This is a genomic window from Streptococcus sp. ZY171113, assembly GCF_057748235.1.
The window spans coordinates 1,291,054-1,315,593 of the sequence record NZ_CM173243.1 but is presented as its reverse complement, the minus strand read 5'-3'; the positions used below and the strand labels follow the sequence as shown (position 1 = coordinate 1,315,593).

Here is a 24,540-nt window from a genome sequence, read left to right as displayed (position 1 = left end):
GTGGTAGTGAGCAAGAAAGAATTGAAGCGAGCACGCAAGGAGAAGAAAACAAACCTAAAGGCTGGTCGTAAGACCTATCGGCTCAAACGGCAAGAGGCTAAGCGTGAACTGAAAAAGGTAAGCAGTAGACGGGCGGTCCTCCTCAGCCATTTCCCAAAGCTCAAAAGGGTGGCGGCAACTCCCCATCAGTTCTCTTATCAGGAGGCAATCCAGAAAGCTAAGTCAGAGTGGTCAGACCACCAAAGGGAGACACAAGATCAGTTTGAGGACGTTCTATCAGCGGCTAACCCCTATGACCTAACCTCAAAAGAGTTAAGGGAGCAGCGTCTCCCTCAAGCAAAGAGAAGGCACAAACAGGCTCGCAGGCACCTCAAAATAGTGACAGAGCAAAGAAAAAAAGATGTTAAGACGACATCAGCACAAGGAGAAACTCGCTCTAAGGTTGGCAGATTTTTCTATCAGAAAGACAAGTCCCTAGACCAGCTACAAGCAGAAAAAGAAGTATTTCAAGCTAGGGAGGAGTATCAGACACTTAAACGGGCTAAGGCCTCTAAGGCACCAAGTAAACTCCCCAAGTACCTGGGGCATTTGTTGGTTCAAGATAGCCTACAGCTACTAGCTCAAGATGAAGACCTGGCTGGAGCCAAAGACCTGATTGACACCAGTTATCAGGTCAGGCGATACGGTAAAGTGACGATGCAATCAGGTAAGGTTCTGATGAAAACAGGTCAGGCTAGTCATCGGTTTGTCATCAGGCGGCTAGGAAACACCAGGCAACGGTATAGAAACCTGAGAGCAGGAAAGGGATGGATCTTAGACAAGAAGAACCAAGACCATATAAGTCGCTTCAAAAAACAGGCTGTTCGCCGAGCCCATAGCCTAAAAGCGAGGGTTAAGATGGTAAAGACAGTTGTTTCAAGTCTGACTAAGGCTGTCATTACCGTGGTGTCAAATCCGATGATCTGGTTTGTTTCAGGCATTCTGGGTTTCCTCTTGTTGATGATGGCATTCTTTTTAGGGTTTGCCAGTCAGAGCCTTATCCAACAGGATGAGTTTGAATTGACCAAGGCCTATACCCACATGACTTGGGAAGATGCCACGCATACCAAGACCAATGACAAGGGGATTACCTATTACACGAAAGTGGATGAAGTCATGGCTTATATGAATGTCCAGTTTCAAGATTATACCTTATCCTCACCCGTTGGAGGTTTGGTGCCAATCAATGATTTGGGCCGGGGGCCGACGGAATCAGGCACGAGCCTAACGGTTAAGGATTACCTCTCAAACTTGTGGGAGGACTTAAATGGTGGCTCTAGCCTAAAAGATATGTCAGACCTGATTGACCATCCTCCCTACAAATTATCTGAGGAACAGAAAGAGGACCTAAAGGAATTATCAGAAGATGGCATTTATGCCAGTTTACAGGAATTAGACAACCCTTTTGAGGGCCAATCAGAAGACGATAGTCTTTCCATGTCCTACCGCTATGGCTATTACCATTTGGACGGTCAACCTACTTTACAGGACTTTATCATTCTTGAGGCTCCAAGTGAGCAAGTGATTGCGGCTCCTCTAGACGGGACAGTTGAAGTTGATGGTGCTGATGTGATAATTGAAACAGGTAATAAAGCCAGTCAGGTCAAGCTACGGCTTTATGGCATTCACACGGGGAGATTGGCAACTGGGCAGAAGGTATCCGCGGGTGATATTATTGGCCAGACCAAGGACGGTTCAGGTCTAAAAGTCTCCTATCAAAAATATGACCCTGATGAGAAGTCCTTAGTGTCGGTCAATCCAGCCTTCTATTTTCCAAAAGTTGTCCAACTTCAGACAACCATTTTACCTCATATCGGTCAATTTGGAGGTGATGAATTTGAACGTGCCAAGGCCATTTATACTTACCTGAAAGCTAAGGGGGCAACCAATCAAGCAATCGCAGCGATTTTAGGCAACTGGTCAGTTGAATCAGGAATCAACCCCAAACGAGCAGAAGGAGACTATCTTTCCCCACCAGTTGGTGCAACAGAAACCTCTTGGGACGACCCTGCTTGGTTATCACTTGGTGGGCCTGCAATTTACAATGGTGGCTACCCGAACATTATTCACCGCGGCCTTGGTTTAGGGCAATGGACGGATACAGCAGATGGCTCTCGCAGACATACCCTCTTGTTAGAGTATGCCAAGGCAAAAGGAAAACCCTGGTATGATTTAGAGCTCCAGCTAGACTTTATGCTTCATGGGGATAATCCCTACTACACCAATTGGTTAAAAGGCTTCTTTGGCCAATCTGGTAGCCCAGCTAGTTTGGCTCAAGCCTTCCTCATCTATTGGGAGGGCAATAGTGGTGATAAACTAATCGAGCGTCAAACCCGTGCAACAGAGTGGCATTATCAGATTGAAAAAGGCTTTAGCCAACCAAATGGGGGGACAGCTCAGAGTGATCCAGCTGCCCTTGAAGCAGTCAAAGGAGACCTTTATGAGAACTCAATCCCAGGTGGTGGTGACGGTATGGGTTATGCTTTTGGTCAATGTACCTGGGGTGTCGCAGCTCGAATCAACCAACTTGGCCTTAAACTCAAAGGCAGAAACGGTGAGAAAATTTCTATTACCTCTGTCATGGGGAATGGACAAGATTGGGTCAGGTCAGCGGCAGCTCTTGGTGGAGAAACAGGTTCAACCCCTCGTGCGGGGGCAATTATTTCCTTTGCGGGTGGCAGTCACGGCACACTTGCCGAGTATGGCCATGTTTCTTTTGTGGAAAAGGTTTATCCAGACGGGTGTTTCCTCATTTCAGAGACTAATATTAATGGCAACCCAAACTACACCTTTCGCAAGATTAGTGGACCGGACGCAGCCATGAGTTTTGCTTATACGGTGAAGTAGAAATTTTCTATGTTTCACTTGACAATTTATCAAGTTTAATTTAGAATATAGTTACAAGCACTCCTCATTGCTCCCTGTTTCATAGCAATAGGAGTCATTTTTTTATAGAAAGTTTGTTATGGAAATCAAAGAATCTGGTGTTCGTTTAGCAAAAGATGATCAAGCAGAAATGAAAGAGTTTTATTCGTTGGATAATTTAGTCTCGTATCTGACTACCAAACTTGGTATGGATGATAACGAACTTGAATTTGCGAGAGAGTTTTTACGCTGTAATAACTATTATTCATTTTCTATCTATGTGAAGCAGGTTCCTAAAGAAATTGAAACATGGAAATTTTTTGCGGCAGTAACACTCTATGATTTTAATGCCTGGTTATCTAATACACTCTTTCATTTTTCAGGAAAGCTGGAACAATTCATTAAGGCTACTTTTATCGAGGCTTTATGTAACAAGTATGATGGTGACTTTCAGAAAGGTGAATGTTACCTTGATCCTGAGATATATGAATCTGAAGCCTTGTATCAAGAGTTTATTGCTATAATCGAGAAACATTTATCAGAGAATCAAAGTCTTGCTATCAAACACCATTTGATGAACCGTAATGGAAAATTTCCAATTTGGGTTCTGTTTCAAGAAATGACCTTTGGTGAAACAACTCGTTTTATTAGCTCTCTTAAACAAGAATATAGAGAGTGGTGGATTTCTGAAACATTTCTCTCTTCAGATGTTGTGAATGCCAAGATACACGGTCAAGAAATACAGAGTAAACTTTTTGGTTGGGTGTCTGCTACATGGCATATTAGAAATAGAACAGCCCATCATTTACGTCTCTATGGCCAAAACTTTACAGTCGCAAGTCCAAGTTTCTTTTCAGATGATTTGAGAAGAATTAACAAGAATGCAACGACTAAGAAACTAAAAACCCATAATAAAGATTTATTTGCCTACTTACTTGCAATGAAGAATTTGGTGCAACACCACTCACCGTCATTTCAAAAGGAGTGGAACAATTTTTTAGGTGCTCTTGATTCAAAATTTAAAGAGCATGTTCTCGTTATTCAACCAAGTAAAATAGGTTTTCCAAATAATTGGAAGGATATTTTGTTTATCTAATTGAATTACCTCTAGCCCGTAGCTTTATGCTGCGGGCTTTTTTGTCGTGATAAAAAAGTCAAGCTAGTCCTGTTATGATGAGACCATTCTAAGAAAAAAGGAGACTATCATGACATTACCAATTCATGTCAAGCCAATTGTTACCCAAGAAAAGGGTGAGAAACACGTTTTTCGTAAAAGTAAGAAGTACCGTACCTTGTGTTCGGTTGCTTTGGGAACCGTAGCGACCGCAATCATCGCTTTAGGTGGTCCTTTGGTCAAGGCAGATGAACTGACCGCTTCCACAACACCAGAAGTGGTTCTAACAGATAATCCTGCAACCAATCTACCAGAAGCCAAACCAGAAGACACCTCTGGCCATCAGTCTAGCCTTGCGGAGACAGGCCAAGCTCAGGGTGTTATGCCAGTCACTATTGACCAATCCTCGCTGGAACAAGCGGTATCAGTTGCCCAAGCAGAAGGCGTGACAGTTGTTGAAGAAGTGGCTTTAGACTTAGGGACAACCACGAGTTCAGAGGCTACGACTGAAGCTCTCCAGCTTGCCACAACTGACCAGGCCAAACAGGTGGAAACCATTCAGAATGTTACTAGCCAATACCGTGAGGATAAGGCCGAACATCTTAAAGAAACAAACCGAATCAATGGAGAAAATGAGGCATTGAAATCCGCTCATGCAGGGGCGGAAAAATCAGCAAATGACCTCAATCAGTCGGTGGATGAAAAAGAAGCGGACCTAAACAAACGGTTTAATGATGTGGACCTTAAGGTAACAGAAAAGAAGGTATCATCAGGAGATGGGACTTCACCCGTGGCTTATCTGGATTATGTGTCATCTGTTACGGACCTAGACCGCCAAAACCGATCGTCTATTGATGGTTATATCGTTAAAAAAATTGAAGCAGATAAACAACTTGCCCAAAATAAGCAAATTGAAGCAGACAATGCAGCTGGACTTGCTAAGGCGGAGGCAGAAAACGCAGCTATCGCTAAGCGAAACCAAGAAGGGCAGGCAGCTATTGATGAAGAAAACCGTCGTGGTCAAGCAGCGGTAGATGCTTCTAATCGGGATAAAGAAAAGCAAGCAAGTGACCGTCAAGCTGAGATTGCAGCCATTACAGCACGCAATAAAGCCAAGGAAGACCAAGTTGCTGCACAAAATCGGGATATTGAAGCCTATAACCTTGCCGAGCGAGCCCGCTATGAGCGAGAACTGGCCGAGATTCAACGTGGTGAGGAGGGCTATATTTCTGAAGCACTTGCACAAGCACTCAATCTGAACTCAGGTGAACCCCAGGCAAGGCATTCAGCTGTCACTCGTCAACCAGATAGCACCATTCCAACTGGAGACCCAATGTTGGGAGGTTATAGCAATATCCTTGATTCAACAGGCTTCTTTGTCTATGACCAGTTCCAGACGGGTGAAACCTTGCGGTTTACCTATCAAAATCTTCAAAACGCTAGCTTTGCAGGAAAGAAAATCACAGGTGTCCAATATGACATCACCAATTTAGTCTCACCAACGGGGACTAATAGTGTTCGCTTGGTTGTTCCCAATGACCCAACAGAAGGCTTTATCGCCTATCGTGGTGATGGGACAGGAGACTGGCGGACAGACCGCATGGAATTTGAAGTTGCAGCTACCTACACCCTATCTGATGGTAGCCGAGTGACCTTTTCTAAGGACCAACCAGGGGTGTTTACCCACTCGTCTCTCAACCATAACAACATTGGTTTGGAGTATGTTAAGGACACGTCAGGTAAGTTCGTAACCATTAACGGTTCTACTATTCAAGTTACTAATGAGGGCTTGGCACGGTCTTTAGGGTCAAATCGAGCCCATGAGATTGGAACACCTGAAGAGTGGGACACCACTTCCAGCCGCTATGCCTACAAGGGGGCAATCGTCTCTACTGTTACCTCTGGTAATACCTACCGAGTGACTTTTGGACAAGGGGATATGCCAACCCAAGTTGGGGGTAAAACCTATTGGTTTGCCCTAAATACTCTACCCGTAGCTCGAACAGTAACCCCTTATACTCCTAAAACACCAGTTAAGGTGAATTTGGAGCCTCTTCCTGATCCGATTAAGGTGACACCTGATGTCTTTACACCTAAGACATTTACACCAGAACCAGAGGTTAGCTTTACCCCTAAACCAACGACACCAGTAGAACAACCTAAGTTAACTCTTGTTAAGGTAACTCCACCGACTAAGCCAGTTTATGAAAAACTGCCAGAACCACCAGCTGTTCCTAGCGTGTCTTATCACGGTTACCGCCTGGGCACAACATCAATGATCCATAAGGAAGTGACCAATAGTGATAAGCAATCGATTGATAAGCACCAGGTGGCTAAGAGTTCACCAGTCAACTACCCTTTGGTGGTTGATGACTTATCTCCTAATCGTGTGACAACGACAAGTTTGGTCTTTGAGGACAATCTTCCAAGAGGCTATGTCCTTGATGAGGGCCTGACTGCTACGAATAATAGCTCCTATGAGGTGGCATATGATTCGACCAAACATGTGGTCCGTCTTAGTGCCAAGGATAGCCTCTTGGCTGAGGTAAATAAGAACTTGTCTCAATCTTATCACCTGACTGCTCCTGTACTCTATGGTACGGTGGTCAATGATGGTGCAACCTATATCAATACCTACAAGCTCCATATCAACCAAGGGACACCTACAGCCTATACTGTAACGTCAAATCCCGTTACGGTATCAACACCGGGTGATGGGACGACAACCACGCTGATCCGACCTGACAAGGCAAACAAGAATAGTGATGGGGCCATCATCAATGGCAAGGTTGTTCTAGCTGGTACGGTCAATCACTATACCTTGACCTGGGACTTGGACCAATACAAGGGAGATAAGTCTTCTCAGGAGACGATTGCTAAGGGGTTCTTCCTGTTGGACGATTTCCCTGAAGAAGCCCTCACAACGGATGACAAGGCAGTAGTGGTGACGGATTTGACGGGTCAGGTTTTGACAGGCTTTGCTGCAAGCACCTATACCGATATTTCACAAGCTCCAAAGTCCCTTCAAGACCAGTTGGCCAATGCCAAGATTAGTCCTAAAGGAGCCTTCCAAGTCATTGTCCCAGAGGATAATCAAGCCTTTTATGACAATTATGTCCAAGCTGGTACAAGTCTTCTAGTGACCAGTCCGATGACCGTTCGAGCGGACTTGACTGGTAAGAATGTTTCCTATACCAATAAGGCCTATCAGATTGATTTTGGCAATGGTTATGCGACTAAGGAAGTGACCAATACCTTGGTGACCCCTGAGCCTGTCAAGAAAAATCTGAACGCAGATAAGGTCGATATTAACGGTCAAGCCATGTTAGTTGGTTCAACCAATTTCTACACCCTGTCTTGGGATTTGGACCAGTACAAGGGCATTGAAGCAACCAAGGAGGCAATCGCCAAAGGGTTTTACTTTGTGGACGATTATCCAGAAGAAGCTCTGGATATTGATACCGCAGCGGTTCAAGTGGTAACGACCTCAGGCAAGGTTGTTTCAGACCTCTTGGTTGAGACTTACTCTAGTCTTGACCAAGCTCCAGAAGCATTGCGACTGGCCTTGTCTGCTAAACAGCTTCGTCCGACTGGTGCTTTCCAAGTCTTTCGTCCCAAAGATAACCAAGTTTTCTATGACACCTATGTCAAGACTGGTCAATCCTTGACCATTATTGACCCGATGACGGTCAAATCCAGTCTTTACAATTCAGGTCAGACCTATACCAACAAGGCTTACCAGGTTGATTTTGGCCAGGCTTATGAGACGGAGGAAGTCTCCAACTTTATCCCGATTGTCACTCCGAAAAAGTCTAACACCAATGATAAAGGCGTTACCATTGATGGCAAGTCTGTCCTTCCAGGAACGGTCAACTACTATAAGGTTGTCATGGATTATAGTGCCTACAAAGGCATGGCAGTCACCAAAGACCAAATTGCCAAGGGCTTTTACATGGTGGACGACTATCCAGAGGAAGCTTTGGACTTGAACCTAGATGGTATTCAGATGGTTGATAGTAATGGTGAGCTTGTCAAAGGTCTAACGGTTAAGGCTTATACCTCTCTTACCGAAGCCCCACAAGCTGTTCAGGAGGCCATGGCTTCAAAAGGTTTTAAGCCAAATGGAGCTATCCAAGTCTTTTCGGCAGATGATCCAGCTAGCTTTTATGAGACCTATGTCAAGAACGGTCTGACCATTTTGGTGACCAACCCCATGACCATTAAGGCTGATTTCCATAAAGAGGGTGGGGAGTACACAAACACCGCTTATCAACTGGATTTTGGATTGGCCTATGTGACCGAGACGGTGGTCAATAACGTGCCTAAACTTGACCCTAAAAAAGATGTGGTTATTGATTTGACCAATAAAGACCAGAGCCTTGACGGCAAGGAAGTTGCTTTGGGCCAAGTCTTTAATTACCGCTTAACAGGTGCCCTTATTCCAGCCGATCGAGCAACGGCTCTGACGGATTATAGTTTTTCAGATGACTATGATGAAGCTCATGACCAGTATGATGGGGTCTATAAGGCTTTTGTGACAGTCGATGTGACCTTGACAGATGGAACTATCCTAAAAGCTGGAACCGAAGTGACACGTCACACACTTCAAACGGTTGATACCCAGTCTGGGCAGGTTGCCATTCATTTTGACCAAGGGTTCTTGACCTCTATTTCAGACCAATCCACTTTCCAGGCGGATGTTTACCTTCAGGTGAAACGGATTGCGGCAGGTGAGGTCGAAAACACCTTTGTGCATACGGTCAATGGTGTGGCCATTAGCTCCAATACCGTCCGAACCACAACACCTGAACCAGTTAAACCACCAAGTGTGACACCACCTAAACAGGATGTTCCTACCCCACCAGTACAAACGCCACCAACTCCTCAGGTACCAGGGCCACGTTTGCCCGAAACTGGTGAAGCTTCTTCCTTGTTTGGCTTGATTGGTGGTGGCCTCATGCTTGGCTTAGCTTATGGGCTTTCTCGCAAGAAAAATCAGTTAGAAAGTGAGGCATAACATGCCTAGACAAACCATTTATACTCAAGATAGTGACCTGGATGGTCTGACAGATGCTCAAGAAATGGCTCTTGGGACTAATCCATTGAACCCTGATTCAGATGGTGATGGTCAAGCTGACTTGGTGGAAATATTATCAGGACGCCAAGCCACGGTTGATGAGATGAGGCAAGTGTTGCAGGCTTTTATGAAGCAGAGTTACGAGACCTATGTTAAGGCTCTGTTTGCGGTTGAGCACCAAATCACCAGCGAAAGCCTTCTGAATGACTTGTATTATTTCTATTACAGGGCTGAGGACAACATTGGCCTTCTTGATGAGCATTTGGTACAAGAGATTGAACGGCATGAGGAGATTATTAAAGATGATTTGGCTAACTTGTTTGAAAAGCTCTATGGATTTGGAGATGGAAATGAGTTTATCCAAGCTGTCCTTGATGGCCAAACCTCTCGGGAGCTTGTTTCACCACAGTCTTGGAATCTAGGGAGTTATGACCATTATAGCCTTGAAACCCTTGATGATTTGATTTTGAATCAATTGCCAAAGGATAGCACGGACTACTTTGATGATTTGGTACAACTTGCCATCAGACAGAAGAGATTGGATTCTAAGGCACAGTTTTTAGAGGCCTATCTGGCTGATTTAGTTCCGAAACAAGCACCTCAGCCCGATTTTTCATTAGCACTATAAGACCATAGGGACTGAGATTTTCTCAGTCCTTTTTTAGAATAAGGAGGTATTCATGAACACTCAACACATTAGTGACCGTTTACGGAATCACCAGAGACAGGATTTGGCTATCAAAGAGGCTTTTCTTCGGTTTCAAGCCCACCATTTTGAAACGACTTGGCAGGAATTGTTAGAACTCTTTATCGAGAAAGAAGGGCAAGTAGAACTCTTTGGAGAGCCCTTTGATGTCTCAGCGGAGATACTAGCATTTTTATCTCAGGAGGAGCAGTCTTTTGATGGTTTACAGTCCTATACCAAACAATTTGCCCAAGCTGGCCTAAACAAGCTGCCACAATTAAGTTCAATGGAAAAAGATTGGGTCGTTGATGTGGCTACCTATAACCTAGCAGTTCGCTTCCAACTCTTGGATTCTTATGGGACTTATCAGGGAGTGTCTTTGGCGAGCTTGTTAGCTGAAGTTGACCAGGTTAACCTTATCAATGTTTCTAAGGTAGCTAATAACTTGGCCGCAAGAATTGCCAGAGATCTAGACCAGTTTATCCTTTACTACGAGCCTCCGCAGGTCATTGAGCCAAGATTGAGGTTTGAAGAAGATGAGGCTGGTATTATGGCGGTTTACCAGGAAGTTGTTGCTCGCTTAGATAAGAGCAGTTTTCTGATAGAGCATTTGCCTGCTTATGGCAACCTCAATTTAGCCATTAAAGCTGATATTATCGCTCATTTTGATCAGCAAAAAGCTGAGTTGAAACGTCTCAAGGAGAAAGACCTAGCGATTAGCTTTGAAACGGTGGGAGATGATGTTTTTGCTTATGCAGGGACGGACCTGGTTTCCCAATATGAGTTAGGATTTGGGCGAAGTAAGCATAAGTTGTCTTACTATGACCTTCCATTGGAACAACAATTTACCATTCTTAGCCATTATGACAAATTACGGCAGGAGATGACCCTCCCTCGTTTTCGATTGGGTGAGTTTGATACAGAGAAGGAATTAACCCCAGTCTATGAGGGAGATAAGATTTTGACTTACTTTGAGGCCAATGGATCCCCAGGTGTCTTGGCACGGGAATTAACGGCCTCTGAGACCGCAGAAATGGTTGTGTTAAGTCGAGAGCTGTTGCTTCAGAATGCCATGATTGTAGCAGAGGCAGGAGTGCCCTATGAAGAGTTCTCAGATGAGAATAAGGACATTCTCCTTGACGCTGCTGGACGGTTTCACCTGACACAGGAGCAACTGGCTTATTTAGGTAAGTATCCCCAGGCTAAAATGACCAGCTTGGCCATGACTGTTGACCTTTTATCGGAAGGTTTGCCACTTGAGCGAGCGTCTGACTTTATTGAGAGCGACTTATCCCATGATGACCTCTTATTTTTAGCTAGGCTGGTAATGAGCAATGAATTGAGCTCAGAGATTTTCAAGACTTACGAGGTTTTAAGAGAAACTAATCCTGATAAGGAAGCGGAAATTCTTTTGGAAGAAGCGAATTCACAGATTAGGGCAGTTGAGGCTGAAAGGAGGTCGCAAGAATTTTTTGAGCAAGCCCAGGCAGTTTACCCACTTGGTAGTCTTGTCACCTATAACGATACGGTTTTCAAGGTTATTGCCGTCGATAAGGAGGACAATCAGGTTAGACTGGAGCTTATCAATGATGCTCGTGGATACCTTGAACTCAATCCTGTTTTATATGTTAGTTCCATGAGCGATTTGGACGGTCGGGTCGTGCCCTATCTTCCAGAAGAACCACAGCCTGTTATTCAGGCTAAAGAACAGGAAACTACCCTTGATGATAGTCTGTCGGAACTCAAGGAACAGGTGCATAGAATCTACCCTTTGGGGAGTTTAGCTCATTATGGCAATCACCTGTTTGAGGTCGCAGGGATTTGGGAAGACCAGGGGCGGATTAGAGTTGAGTTAGCTGCTTTACCCGATGATGATGTGCCACACAGTCCTGTATTTTATGTCGGATCGCTTGATGCATTGGAAAAGAGCCAGCTGGTTTATCGGCCAGAAAATGTCTCACCTATTAGTGTGGAAGCTAAGGTGGCCCAAACGGGCAATCCTGATGAATTTGACCTTTTTTCTTTCCTAGATGACAATTCAACGGCATCTCTTTCAGAACAAGAGGTTGAGGAGAAAGTTGAGCCTGTGTTAGACCAAGGGCATGATGAGGTCACAGAAGCGTCCTTGAATCAAAATCCTGCTCCAAACGAGCCTGTTGTGGTTGACCAAGAGCCAAAGCCAGCTAGTCTTGAGCCAGCTGATGACTTTGTCTTTCCAGATGATTTAACTGCCTTTTATCCCAAAGGAACGCGGGCAAAGATTGAGGCGAACCTGGCAGCCATTGCCCTGGTAAAAGAGTTAGAGAAACATGGGCGACAGGCTAGTTTTGAAGAACAAGAGGTTTTGGCCAAATATGTGGGTTGGGGCGGTCTAGCCAATAGTTTCTTCGATGAGTATAATTCAACCTACGCCGCTGAGCGAGACCAGCTCCGAGAACTGGTTTCTGATAAGGAGTATTCGGACATGAAGCAGAGCTCCTTAACGGCTTACTACACCGACCCAGCCATTATTAGGGCCATGTGGGAAAAACTTGAGGCCGATGGCTTTTCAGGGGGGCGTGTCTTGGACCCGTCAATGGGAACGGGTAATTTCTTTGCGGCCATGCCCCCTCATCTCAAAGTGAAAAGCGAACTCTACGGGGTAGAGCTTGATGGCATCACGGGGGCCATTGCCAAACAACTTCACCCCAATGCCCGTATTTTTGTCCAAGGGTTTGAGGAAGTGCCCTTCCAACCCGATAGTTTTGATTTGGTCATGTCTAATATCCCTTTTGGCAATTTTCGGATAGCGGATAATCGCTATGACAAGCCTTATATGATCCACGATTACTTTATCAAGAAGTCACTTGATGTGGTCCATGATGGGGGACAAGTGGTGGTGATTTCCTCAATCGGGACGATGGATAAACGTGTCGATAATGTTCTACAAGATATAAAAGACACAACAACATTCCTTGGAGGTGTTCGTTTACCGGATACTGCTTTTAAGGCTATCGCTGGGACCAACGTGACAACGGACATACTCTTTTTTCAAAAGGCCCTAATCAAGGACTATGATCATGATGACCTTGCCTTTTCTGGATCTGTCCGCTTTAGTGAGGACGACCGTATTTGGTTAAACCCTTATTTTGATGGTAGCAATAATTCACAGGTCTTGGGGACCTATGGTGTAAGAAATTTCAATGGTGGAACCCTGACAGTTAAAGGAGACCCTGAGGAGTTGTTGCCAGCTATTCGGCAGGCTTTTGAACAGGTCTCAGCACCAACCATTAAGCCAGATGTCTTCATCAATCCCCAGGTCTTAGCAGAAAAGGTCGTTGATCAGTCTGTCCCAACAACCATAGCAGAGACTTTAGACTTGTATAGCTTTGGCTATGTCGGTGATACCATTTATTATCGTGACCGTGATGGGATTCGTGTGGGGTCACTGACGGAGGAGATTAGCTATTATGTTCATCAAGATGGGACTTTTGAAGCCTTTGATTCTAAACACTCTCCAGCGACGGTTGAGAGTTTTCTAGCCATGAATTTAAGTGATGATGAGGCGATCGATGTTTATTTGTCTCCTGAAGCAAGTAAGACTGGTCGCTATAAGGGATTGTATAAGAAAACAGTCTTTTACGAGGGACCGTTATCTGAGAAGGAAGTAGCTCGCATTAAGGGCATGGTCGATATTAGAGACACCTATCAGGCCATGATTGACCTGCAACGAGATTATAACTATGACCAGCAGGAGTTTGCTTTACTCTTGGCAGACCTCAACCACCTCTATGACCGCTTTGTTAAAAAGCATGGCTATCTCAACGCCAGCGTCAATCGTAACCTCTTTGATAGTGATGATAAGTATTCTCTTCTAGCCAGTTTAGAAGATGAGTACATTGATCCAGTCGATAAAAAGGTCAAGTATAAAAAGTCATTGGCCTTTGAAAAAGCCCTGGTTAGACCAGAGAAAGTGTTATCACGGGTAACTACTGCCCAAGATGCCCTCAATGCCAGTTTGGCGGAAGGCCGTGGTGTTGATTTTCCATTTATGCTTAGTCTTTACCCTGATACGTCAGAGGAAGAACTGATTGAAGAATTGGGCGAGTTAATCCTTTTGGCACCTGATGAGGCTCTCAGGGGAAATCGTCTTTATGTCTCTCGCCAGGATTTCTTATCCGGGGATATTGTTGATAAGCTAGACCAAGTTGACCTCTTGGCCAAGCAAGAGAACCCTTGGGCTGATTGGCGGCATTATCAAGACCTCCTAGAGGTTATTCGACCTCCGAGAATTGGTCTGGCTGATATTGCCTATCGAATAGGTTCACGTTGGATTCCACAAGAAGTCTATGGTCAATTTGCTTTTGAAACATTTTTAGGTAAGGAGTTGTCATTTGACGATGATCGCTTGTTTGAAGTCATTAACGAAAGTCAGGTGGATGGGTCGTTTCATCTTCAAAATCAGTTCCTCAAGTTTTATGTGACCGCCAAAGAAGAAGCCTTGGGTGTTTCAGGCTCCAGATATAATAATGGTCGGAAAATCTTTGAGAACTTACTGAACTCCAATCAGCCAACCATTACTAAGGCTATTGTAGAAGATGGGAAACAAAAGTATGTGACCGATGTTGAAAAGACAGCCCTCTTACGGTCAAAAGAAGCCGACTTACAGGACCTTTTCAAGAAATATGTGGAAGGCTCAAGTGAGGCTCAGGTTCGGATAGAGAATGCCTACAATAACCTTTTTAATCGCACCGTCTCTAAGACCTATGATGGGACTAACCTAACCATTGATGGTTTGGCCAAGAATATTGACCTCAGACCTCACCAACGCCATGCCATTCAACGGATTGTGGAGGAGAAACGGGCACTTTTAGCCCATGAGGTGGGGTCCGGAAAGACCTTGACCATGCTTGGGGCTGGTTTTAAGCTAAAAGAGTTAGGTATGGTTCACAAACCTCTCTATGTGGTGCCATCTAGTCTGACTGCTCAATTTGGCCAGGAAATCCTCAAGTTTTTCCCTACCAAGAAGGTCTTTGTGACCACGAAAAAAGACTTTGCCAAAGCTAAGAGGAAACAGTTTGTCTCACGGATTATTACGGGTGATTATGATGCTATTGTCATCGGAGACAGCCAATTTGAAAAAATCCCCATGAGTAGGGAAAGTCAAGTGGCTTTTATCATCGACAAGCTGGATGAACTTAGAGAGATTTATAGCTCTAGTGAGAACAGCTACACGGTTAAAGAATCAGAACGAGCTATTAAAGGCCTAGAGGAACGACTTGAAAAACTCCAAAAGATTGATCAGGATACCTTTATTGATTTTGAGAATTTGGGGATTGACTGCCTCTTTGTGGATGAAGCCCATCATTTCAAAAATATCCGTCCTGTGACGGGATTGGGAAATGTGGCTGGCATTACCAATATCACCGCCAAGAAGAACATTGATATGGAGATGAAGGTTCGCCATATCCAGTCTGAACATGACAACAGAAACATTATCTTTGCGACTGGGACCCCTGTGTCAAACTCTATTAGTGAGCTTTATACCATGATGTCCTATGTTCAACCGGATGTTTTAGACCGTTACCAGGTCTCGCATTTTGATTCTTGGGTCGGTACCTTTGGCTTGATTGAGAACTCTATGGAGCTTGCCCCAACTGGAGACAAGTACCAGCCTAAGAAACGGTTTAAGAAGTTTGTCAACCTACCTGAGTTGATGAGAATGTACCGTGAGACGGCTGATATTCAAACCTCAGATATGCTGGATTTGCCTGTGCCAGAGGCACGGATTATTCCCGTTGAGAGTGAGTTGACCGAGAATCAGAAACTCTATTTGGAAGAGTTGGTAGAACGGTCTGATGCAATTAAGTCAGGTCAGGTTGACCCAAGTAAGGACAACATGCTCAAAATTACAGGCGAGGCAAGGAAACTGGCGATTGACATGCGGTTGATTGACCCCTACTATAAGTTGTCTGACAACCAAAAAATTCTTCAGGTGGTAGATAATGTGGAGCGAATTTATCGGGAAAATATGGCGACAGAAAGTACCCAGATGATTTTCTCTGATATTGGCACACCCAAGAAAGATGGAGAAACCTTTGACATCTATAACGAAATCAAATCACTCTTGATTGACCGTGGTATTCCTGCCAGTCAGATTGCCTTTGTACATGACGCTAATACTGATGATAAACGCAATAGCCTATCTCGACAAGTTAATAGTGGTGAGGTTAGGGTACTCATGGCCTCAACGGAAAAAGGAGGAACAGGTCTCAACGTTCAGGCCAAGATGAAAGCTGTCCATCATTTGGATGTGCCATGGCGACCAAGTGATATTGTGCAGCGAAATGGCCGTTTAATCCGTCAAGGCAATCAACACCAGAACGTTGACATCTATCACTACATTACCAAAGGGTCTTTTGACAATTACTTGTGGCAGACCCAGGAAAACAAGCTCAAATACATTACCCAAATCATGACCTCTAAAGACCCTGTTCGATCTGCGGATGACATTGATGAGCAAACCATGACGGCCTCTGACTTTAAGGCTCTAGCGACTGGAAATCCCTACCTCAAACTCAAGATGGAGTTGGAGAATGAGCTGGGGCTCTTAGAGAACGAGAGACGAGCTTTTGACCGTACAAAGGACAATTATCGCTATACCATCAGGAAGGTTGAGCAGGACTTGCCTCCGATGGAGAAGCGCCTGACCCAATATGAGCAGGATATTATCAAGTCAGAGACCACCAAGGGCCAGGACTTTAGCATGAGTTTTGGTAGCCAAACCTATACTGATAAGGCAGAAGCAGGGGAGTATCTTCACCAGTTGCTTCGTCAGAATCGCTCAGAAACACCTGAAGTAAAGACCCTCGCAACCTATCGTGGTTTTAGTCTCAAAGCCTTGACCAGGAAGTTCAGCGAGCCATTACCAGATACCCTCACCGTTAGGGTCGTGGGGGATAACCAGTATTCTGTCTCTCTCACCATGTCTTCGCCGCTGGGAACCATCCAACGGATTAACAACATTATTGACGATATTCGTAAGGATATGGAGACCACGCAAGCTCTCGCTCAGCAATTAGTTGATAAAGCTAGGGTTGCCCGACAGGAATTAGACAAGGTCTTTCCCAAGGAGCAACACTACCAAGAGGTTAAAGCCCAGTATGATGTTTTGGCTCCCCTCATTGAAGCAGGGATAGACGTTGATGATATTGATGAGGCAATGGCTCCCTACTTTGGGCAATCAGAGGCTAATCTTGAAAAAGCAGATCAAGTTTCTTTAGAAATTTAGTAGCAGTGAGCTGACAAAAGTGATTGAGCGCGGTAAACTAGAGGTATAAGAGAAAGGAAGTAGGACAATGACAGAACAATTTGAACACATGAGAACCCAACTAGATAACCTCCTGAGTGAAGGTTTCACTACGCCTGAGCAGGTTGAGGCTTATCAGGACCTGAAAATCCAATACGAAACTGTGACAGGCGACCGGAGCTTTTCTGTCCGTGAGTTGACCGGTCAATTAGAGGTTATCATGAGCAATCGGGAGAATGCCTTCCCAGACCTTGACGGTGGTGTTCGGGCAGAATACCTAGAGTTAATTGAACGGTTGGAGCCACTTGATGGCGACCAAGCTAGCTACTACCGTAGGCAATTAGAGGAGGCCTAGTATGTTAGAAGAAATTGGACAAGTGCTCTTGTTTCTTGTCGCTATTGGTATGGTGGGACTGGTCTTGTATCGACTTTTCCTTGTGGCAACGGGATTAGTGATTATCGGCCTTGTTTCCTTTGGGCTTTTTGTGGAGGTTTATGGTCTTTATCTTTTAATTACAGAGACAGCCTTGTTCCTGAAGGATATTCAGGATAATGGGGTATTCAGTTTCACAACAGCTTTTATTGGAGTGAACCTTGCCTTATTGTTTTACTTGGTAAAGAGGACAAGTTCTTATTTCAATAAACGCTTAGCCTAGATTTTTGATGATGGCACCAGTTTTGACTGGTGTCTTTTTTTGTTGTGATAAAATCCCCAATCCCATCATGGTATGCTTGGTCTACCATAACAGAAAAGAGGTATCAAGATGATTGATAAGACCAAACAGGTCATTATGTTTGCGATTGGGACAATTCTTATTGTCGGATTCTTTTTGACCATGGGCTTTAGCTTAGGCAAACAAAGTGTCACTAGAGCCAATCAGGTTGAGATTAACAGGCAAGCAGAACAATTGGCCAAAGAGCGTCACGACAAGGAGAGGGCTTCTGTACTGTCTCAGGAACTGGTTGAGGAGTTTCTAGTCCATTATTACACCAAACAGAAAATGGGAGAGAATAATGGTCGTATAAAGCCCTATCTGACAGATTCAGCCTACCGAGAGGAGCTGGCTCGACAAGATGAGCCTCTGAACCAGGTATATAAGGATTATATTTTGGACTACCGTTATTCAGAAGCTCAGATTTTCCTAGATTCCAACCAACAAGAGGTCTTGGTAGAAGTGTCCTATACTGTGACTTATGTGGCAGATCTGGAGAAAAAGGAGCAGGCCATGACCAATCAAGTTGAGAAACGCTTGCTTCGTCTGGGCTATTCAAAGGTGGGAGATAAGCTTTTGGTCAATCATATTCAGAGTTATTCTACGCCCCTAGATGACCTCTTGAATCAAGCTAAAGCAAATAGCCCACAGTCAACATCGGCAGTACCTGATTTGCCTGTTTCCACAACCAAACCATAAGACGAACAGGACAGAAATGTCCTGTTTTTTGAAAGGAGAAGATGATGACAGGATTAGAAGAAATCAAGAAAAAATCAATCGTGGAGGTTGCAGGGGCCTTAGGTGTGCCTTTAAAACAGTTATCGGGAAAACTTTATGAACACGCAGACCATGACTCCTTCAAAATTTTTGCGGACACCAACACCTTCAAGTGGTTCTCACGAGACTTACAGGGTGATGTCATTCGGTTTGTCCAAGTGATGGCGGATGTGTCTTTTAAGGAGGCTCTGCACTTTCTAAGAGCCGGTAATTTTCCAGAGTTGGACGTTAAGCCAAGACGATTAGAGCCATTTCGCTACTATCTGTCCAATCAGGAAGATCATCGATTTTTGGAAGCCAGGCAGTATCTGAAAGAGGTTAGAGGCTTATCTGATGATACCATCAATACCTTTGGTCGCCAGGGTCTTCTTGCTCAAGCCTTGTTGCCCACTAAAGAGGGAGCCGAGCCTGTGGTGGTGTTTAAGCTAAGAGACCATCACGGAAGGGTCGTAGGGGCTAATCTACAAGGGATTGTGGAGGATAGGAGCCGCCATTCCCGTGGCCGCTTAAAGAGGATGATGAAGGACAGTCAAGGCTCGATTGGATTCAGTTTGACCCTTGGTCAAGCCAAGCGACTAATTTTCACCGAATCGGCCATTGATGCCATGAGTTATTATGAGTGTCACAAGCATGAGCTGCGAGATGTTCGTCTGGTCGGTATGGAGGGATTAAAGAAGTCCTGTGTAGCCTATCATATTTTGAGACTGGTTTCTGAAGAAAGAGGTGATTTTCAATTCCTAGATAATGATGTGGATTATAACCGTTTATCCCATTTGTTGGACCTGGTTAAGGATACCACGACATTCTTTCAGACCCATGAGCATGTTATAACCTTGGCCGTTGATAACGATGAAGCAGGACGGGAGTTTGTGGCTAACTTTAAGGAGCAGGGGTTTCCCGTCCAACTTGATTTACCACCCCTTATTTCAGGTCAGGACAAGGCGGATTGGAACGATGTTTTGGTCAGGCAAGGGAAGGAGCCTGAGCTGGAAGATATGATTGCCCAGGCCAAGGCGGGGTTGCCACACGGGCCCGTACTTGTCCGCTCTGCCATGAGCTTAGACCTGTGATGAAAAAATCAAGAAGGCTTTGATAAGCTAGAAAAAATAGATGAAGGAGGAAATGCTATGAGTATGAGCCAGGTGGCTCGCTTAGAGGATAAGGTGGCTAAACAGACTGAACGGGTCATAAAGGAGCAGAATCGTTTAGATGAGCTTCAACAACAGCTCCAGGAAGCCATGTTTAGTAGCTTTATGGCTCGACAAGCTCACAGTCAGTTGAGCTTTGACCAGGCCTTGGATAAGGCATTTGGGTCCTTATCCCAAGGTGATAGACCCCGTCAGACAAAGAATGAAGAAATGAGGATAGACCATGACTAAGACCGAAGAATGGGCTTTTGATGGCCAGTTAGATGCAACAGAAACACCAACAACTAGCCCAGCAGAAGAACGGGCCAAGATTGCAGCACTATTTGGCAAGCCAGCTCCAGAGCAGAAGGCCAGTGAGCCGATTGATTACGCGGCAGCCTTTGCGGCCCATAAGGGGAAACAAGCCCCAGAGCTAAAAGCCCAGGAGCAAGTAAAACGAGAGCAGGAAACTCCGCCGCAGACTGATTCAGAAGATGATATTACAGCCTCTTACAAGAACCACCTTACCCAGCTATTGAGTGGCCATCAGTTAGCGTTGGAAAACTACCAAGAGCAACTCGAGCAGGTTCAGCAACAGGTGTCTCAAAAGGAAACAACCGTCAAAACCATCAAGGCTATTCTTATGGCCATTGATAGTCTTAACTAGGAAACAGTCCCTTGTGGGCTGTTTTTCAATGAGAAGGAGCAAAGGAAATGTTTAGAAAACTATTCGGAAAGGAAGCAACTGCTCAGCCCTCTAGTGATCGATTCAAGTCTCTGATTCACAGCCTATCAGCTATGACTGAGGAAGAGTTGGTAAAGGTTGAGCGGCTACTTGAACTGGTCTTTGATGGTAAGGAGAGGTCTTTAGCTAACACAGACAATCTGATAACAGAGACGATACAGCCCCTTGAATCCAGTCTTGATGAACAGATTGAAGAAGCCAGAGCACAACTGAAAACAGATGAGCTGGAGAAAAAAATAGAGCAGTTTAGGAAGAAAAAAGAGAGTTAGTCCGATTGGGACTATTCTTTATTTAAAACTTTGCAACAGAACCAGTTCGCCTTTAGACTAACAAGCTAAATGAAAAAAGTTGATTCCGTAATCATCGGAAATCGGTTTTATAAGTAGACCCCCTAATTTTAATGGAGAGTCGAAAAAGAAAAGCCCGTTTTTCTCTAACAAAGAGAGAAATCGGGCTTTTTTATAGTGCGAAACTTTAAATGTTTTAAAACTGCATTCTGACAATATTCCCTCTAGTGTATCAAATGTAAAAAAGGAAAATAAATTCAGCTATAAAAAAAAATTAATGACTGCAATCTAAAGAAAAATTGCTTTTTATGTAAATTACATTCAAACATATACTTGACTATTTGATTTTTTTAACTTATAATGATAATCAAACATACATTTGATTGATAAGAGGTGAAAAATTTGCAAAATGATGCATGTGAAGTTACGTGTATAGATGAGGAAAAAGTCAAAAGAGGTAAAAAAGAACTACTCAAACAAAATCCTTTGGAAGTAGCCAAAGTTTTTAAAGCTTTATCGGATGATACTAGGATTAAGATTGCGTATGCTCTCTCTTTAGAAGATGAATTGTGTGTATGTGATGTAGCGAATATTGTTGGTGCTACAACTGCCACAACATCTCATCATTTGAGGTTACTTAAAAATCTTGGATTAGCTAAATATCGAAAAGAAGGTAAGTTAGTCTACTATTCATTAGATGATGATCATGTAATGAAACTAATACAGGTTGCATTTGCACACCACAAGGAGGTTGTTAAAAATGTCTGAAGCAAAAGCATTAGAGACTGAAAAAAATGTGTACCGTGTTCAGGGGTTTACATGCGCAAACTGTGCAGGAAAGTTTGAAAAAAATGTTAAAAGACTTCCAGGAGTTGAGGATGCAAAAGTAAATTTTGGTGCATCTAAAATTGCTGTTTACGGTAATGCAACAATTGAAGAACTAGAAAAAGCAGGTGCATTCGAAAATCTTAAAGTGACTCCTGAAAAATCTGCTCGCCAAGTTTCACAAGAGGTAAAAGAAGATACGAAAGAAGATAAAGCGCCGTTTTATAAAAAGCATAGTACTCTACTTTATGCTTCCTTATTAATTGTCTTCGGTTTACTTTCTTCGTTTGTGAATGGAGAAGAGAACATTGTTACTACCTTATTATTTTTAGCATCCATGTTAATCGGAGGGTTATCACTCTTTAAAGTTGGATTACAAAACTTATTACGCTTTGAATTTGACATGAAAACCCTTATGACAATAGCTGTTATAGGTGGTGCTATTATTGGAGAATGGGCAGAAGTTGCCATTGTTGTTATTCTTTTTGCAATTAGTGAAGCACTTGAGCGATTCTCTATGGATAGAGCAAGACAATCGATTCGTTCATTAATGGATATCGCGCCCAAAGAGGCACTCGTTAGACGGAATGGACAAGAAATCATGATTCATGTCGATGATATTGCTGTTGGCGATATCATGATTGTAAAACCTGGTCAAAAGATTGCCATGGATGGTGTAGTCGTAAGTGGCTACTCTGCCGTCAATCAAGCAGCTATTACAGGCGAATCAGTCCCTGTTGAGAAAACGGTTGATGATGAAGTATTTGCAGGTACCTTAAATGAAGAAGGATTACTTGAAGTAAAAATAACAAAACTTGTTGAAGATACAACCATTTCTAAAATTATTCATCTTGTTGAGGCAGCACAAGGAGAACGCGCTCCTTCGCAGGCATTTGTCGATAAATTCGCAAAATATTACACACCGATCATTATGATCATTGCAGCATTAGTGGCTATAGTCCCTCCTTTATTCTTTGATGGCAGTTGGGAAACATGGATTTATCAAGGATTAGCTGTTCTTGTTGTTGGTTGTCCATGTGCGTTGGTCATATCGACTCCGATTTCTATTGTTTCGGCAATTGGGAATGCTGCGAAAAAAGGTGTTCTTGTAAAAGGCGGAGTGTATTTAGAAGAAATGGGTGCCTTAAAGGCCATAGCATTCGATAAAACGGGTACATTAACAAAAGGTGTTCCAGTTGTAACTGATTTTAAAGTGTTGAATAATCAAATGAATGAAAAAGAATTATTGGCGATCATTACTGCATTAGAGTATCGTTCACAGCATCCTCTTGCTTCAGCAATCATGAAAAAAGCAGAAGAAGAAAACATTTCTTATTCTGACGTACTAGTAGAGGATTTCTCTTCTATTACAGGTAAGGGTATAAAAGGTATTGTAAACGGGATGACTTATTATATCGGTAGCCCGAAACTCTTTAAGGAATTATTGACTACTGGCTTCGATAAAGACTTAGAGCAAAATGTTACTACTCTTCAAAATCAAGGTAAAACAGCCATGATTATTGGAACCGAAAAAGAAATACTTGGAGTTATTGCAGTTGCTGATGAGGTTCGTGAATCAAGTAAGGAAATTATTCAAAAGTTACATCAACTTGGAATCAAAAAAACAATTATGCTTACAGGTGATAACAAAGGTACTGCGAATGCAATCGGTCAGCATGTCGGAGTATCAGATATTCAAGCTGAACTGATGCCTCAGGACAAATTAGACTATATTAAACAATTAAGGTCCGAGTATGGAAACGTAGCCATGGTTGGAGATGGTGTCAATGATGCACCTGCGTTAGCAGCTTCTACAGTTGGAATCGCAATGGGTGGAGCTGGTACAGATACAGCCCTGGAAACGGCAGACGTCGCTTTAATGGGAGACGATTTAAGAAAACTTCCATTCACTGTAAAATTAAGCCGAAAAGCTCTAAATATAATCAAAGCAAACATTACTTTTGCAATTGCTATTAAATTTTTTGCCTTATTATTGGTTATCCCAGGTTGGTTAACGCTCTGGTTTGCCATCCTTTCAGATATGGGCGCAACCCTTCTGGTAGCATTAAATAGTTTGCGACTTATGAAAGTGAAAGAATAAAGGGAAAAGGGCTTTCCAGACAGATTGGAAAGCCCTTTTCGGTTCTGTTGCAAAGTTTTAAATCTACTATCAAATAAGGTAGAATAATAGAAAAAGATAGCAGGAGGAATGACGATGAATCCTTTTAAAGGAAAGCAATTTCAGCAGGATGTGATTATTGTAGCCATGGGCTACTATCTTCGTTATAACCTTAGCTATCGTGAAGTTCAAGAAATCTTATATGATCGTGGCATTAACGTTTCTCATACGAAGATTTATCGTTGGGTGCAAGAATATGGCAAACTACTCTATCAAATTTGGAAAAAGAAAAAAATCCTTTTATTCATGGAAAATGGATGAAACGTACATCAAAATTAAAGGAAAATGGCATTATTTGTATCGAGCCATCGATGCAGATGGTTTAACCTTGGATATTTGGTTACGTAAAAAACGGGACACACAAGCAGCCTATGCTTTTCTTAAGCGGTTAGTGAAGCAGTTTGATGAACCGAAGGTTGTAGTCACAGATAAAGCCCCCTCTATTACAAGTGCCTTTAAGAAACTAAAAGAATACGGCTTTTATCAAGGGACAGAACATCGTACCATTAAATACCTGAATAATTTCATTGAACAAGACCATCGTCCAGTAAAGAGACGCAATAAATTCTATCGAAGTTTACGCACTGCCTCTACCACGATTAAAGGCATGGAAGCCATTCGAGGATTATATAAGAAAACCCGGAAAGAAGGCACTCTCTTCGGGTTTTCGGTCTGTACTGAAATCAAGGTATTATTGGGAATCCCAGCTTAAATTATAGATACCGTAAGGGATTTTATTCTTTATTTAAAACTTTGCAACAGAACCCTTTACACCTACTTCTTGAATTTTTTAAAACATTAAAAGACTGTCGAGAATAT

14 protein-coding genes and 1 pseudogene are annotated in these 24,540 nt (G+C 43.4%); all 15 read left to right on the top strand.

All coding sequences use genetic code 11. The features are described 5' to 3' along the window. Positions 1–2,886 (top strand): phage tail tip lysozyme, encoded by a 2,886-nt coding sequence (locus AC3ARB_RS06140; protein ID WP_488319712.1) that lies wholly within the window; start codon positions 1–3, stop codon positions 2,884–2,886. Positions 2,887–3,004: 118 nt separating this feature from the next. Next, positions 3,005–4,000, top strand: a complete 996-nt coding sequence (locus AC3ARB_RS06135; RefSeq protein ID WP_488319711.1) for an Abi family protein — start codon at positions 3,005–3,007, stop codon at positions 3,998–4,000. 109 nt (positions 4,001–4,109) lie between these two features. Then, entirely contained in the window at positions 4,110–9,035 is a 4,926-nt protein-coding gene (locus AC3ARB_RS06130) for an SspB-related isopeptide-forming adhesin (protein ID WP_488319710.1), read from the top strand. Between the two features lies 1 nt (position 9,036). Next, a pseudogene (locus tag AC3ARB_RS06125) lies at positions 9,037–9,198 on the top strand (calcium-binding protein); the annotation flags it as partial. A 577-nt stretch (positions 9,199–9,775) separates the two neighbouring features. Beyond that, the gene (locus tag AC3ARB_RS06120) at positions 9,776–17,050 is read left to right on the top strand and encodes a DEAD/DEAH box helicase family protein (protein WP_488319709.1); all 7,275 of its coding nucleotides are present in this window, start codon (positions 9,776–9,778) and stop codon (positions 17,048–17,050) included. Positions 17,051–17,117: 67 nt separating this feature from the next. After that, the gene (locus AC3ARB_RS06115) at positions 17,118–17,423 is read left to right on the top strand and encodes a DUF5962 family protein (protein WP_488319708.1); all 306 of its coding nucleotides are present in this window, start codon (positions 17,118–17,120) and stop codon (positions 17,421–17,423) included. 1 nt (position 17,424) lies between these two features. Beyond that, positions 17,425–17,724, top strand: a complete 300-nt coding sequence (locus tag AC3ARB_RS06110) for a DUF5966 family protein (protein ID WP_136075780.1) — start codon at positions 17,425–17,427, stop codon at positions 17,722–17,724. 108 nt (positions 17,725–17,832) lie between these two features. Beyond that, the gene (locus tag AC3ARB_RS06105) at positions 17,833–18,480 is read left to right on the top strand and encodes a hypothetical protein (RefSeq protein WP_488319707.1); all 648 of its coding nucleotides are present in this window, start codon (positions 17,833–17,835) and stop codon (positions 18,478–18,480) included. Positions 18,481–18,524: 44 nt separating this feature from the next. Next, positions 18,525–19,628: a DNA primase gene (locus AC3ARB_RS06100; protein ID WP_488319706.1), complete on the top strand. Its 1,104-nt coding sequence runs from the start codon at positions 18,525–18,527 to the stop codon at positions 19,626–19,628. A gap of 57 nt (positions 19,629–19,685) precedes the next feature. Further along, the gene (locus tag AC3ARB_RS06095) at positions 19,686–19,937 is read left to right on the top strand and encodes a DUF5965 family protein (protein WP_018367273.1); all 252 of its coding nucleotides are present in this window, start codon (positions 19,686–19,688) and stop codon (positions 19,935–19,937) included. Further along, on the top strand, positions 19,930–20,352 hold the full coding sequence (locus tag AC3ARB_RS06090) for a DUF5945 family protein (RefSeq protein ID WP_488319705.1): 423 nt from the start codon (positions 19,930–19,932) through the stop codon (positions 20,350–20,352). The genes AC3ARB_RS06095 and AC3ARB_RS06090 overlap by 8 nt, the downstream gene beginning before the upstream one ends. A 47-nt stretch (positions 20,353–20,399) precedes the next feature. Next, positions 20,400–20,699, top strand: a complete 300-nt coding sequence (locus AC3ARB_RS06085; RefSeq protein ID WP_488319704.1) for a hypothetical protein — start codon at positions 20,400–20,402, stop codon at positions 20,697–20,699. Between the two features lie 420 nt (positions 20,700–21,119). Beyond that, on the top strand, positions 21,120–21,485 hold the full coding sequence (locus tag AC3ARB_RS06080) for an ArsR/SmtB family transcription factor (protein ID WP_018367270.1): 366 nt from the start codon (positions 21,120–21,122) through the stop codon (positions 21,483–21,485). Continuing rightward, positions 21,478–23,643, top strand: a complete 2,166-nt coding sequence (locus AC3ARB_RS06075; protein WP_488319703.1) for a heavy metal translocating P-type ATPase — start codon at positions 21,478–21,480, stop codon at positions 23,641–23,643. The genes AC3ARB_RS06080 and AC3ARB_RS06075 overlap by 8 nt, the downstream gene beginning before the upstream one ends. A gap of 114 nt (positions 23,644–23,757) precedes the next feature. After that, a protein-coding gene (locus AC3ARB_RS06070) for an IS6 family transposase (protein WP_488319702.1) occupies positions 23,758–24,433 on the top strand; the annotation gives its coding sequence in 2 pieces (ribosomal slippage) (positions 23,758–23,949 and positions 23,951–24,433; 675 coding nt in all). The last annotated feature ends 107 nt before the right edge of the window (positions 24,434–24,540 follow it).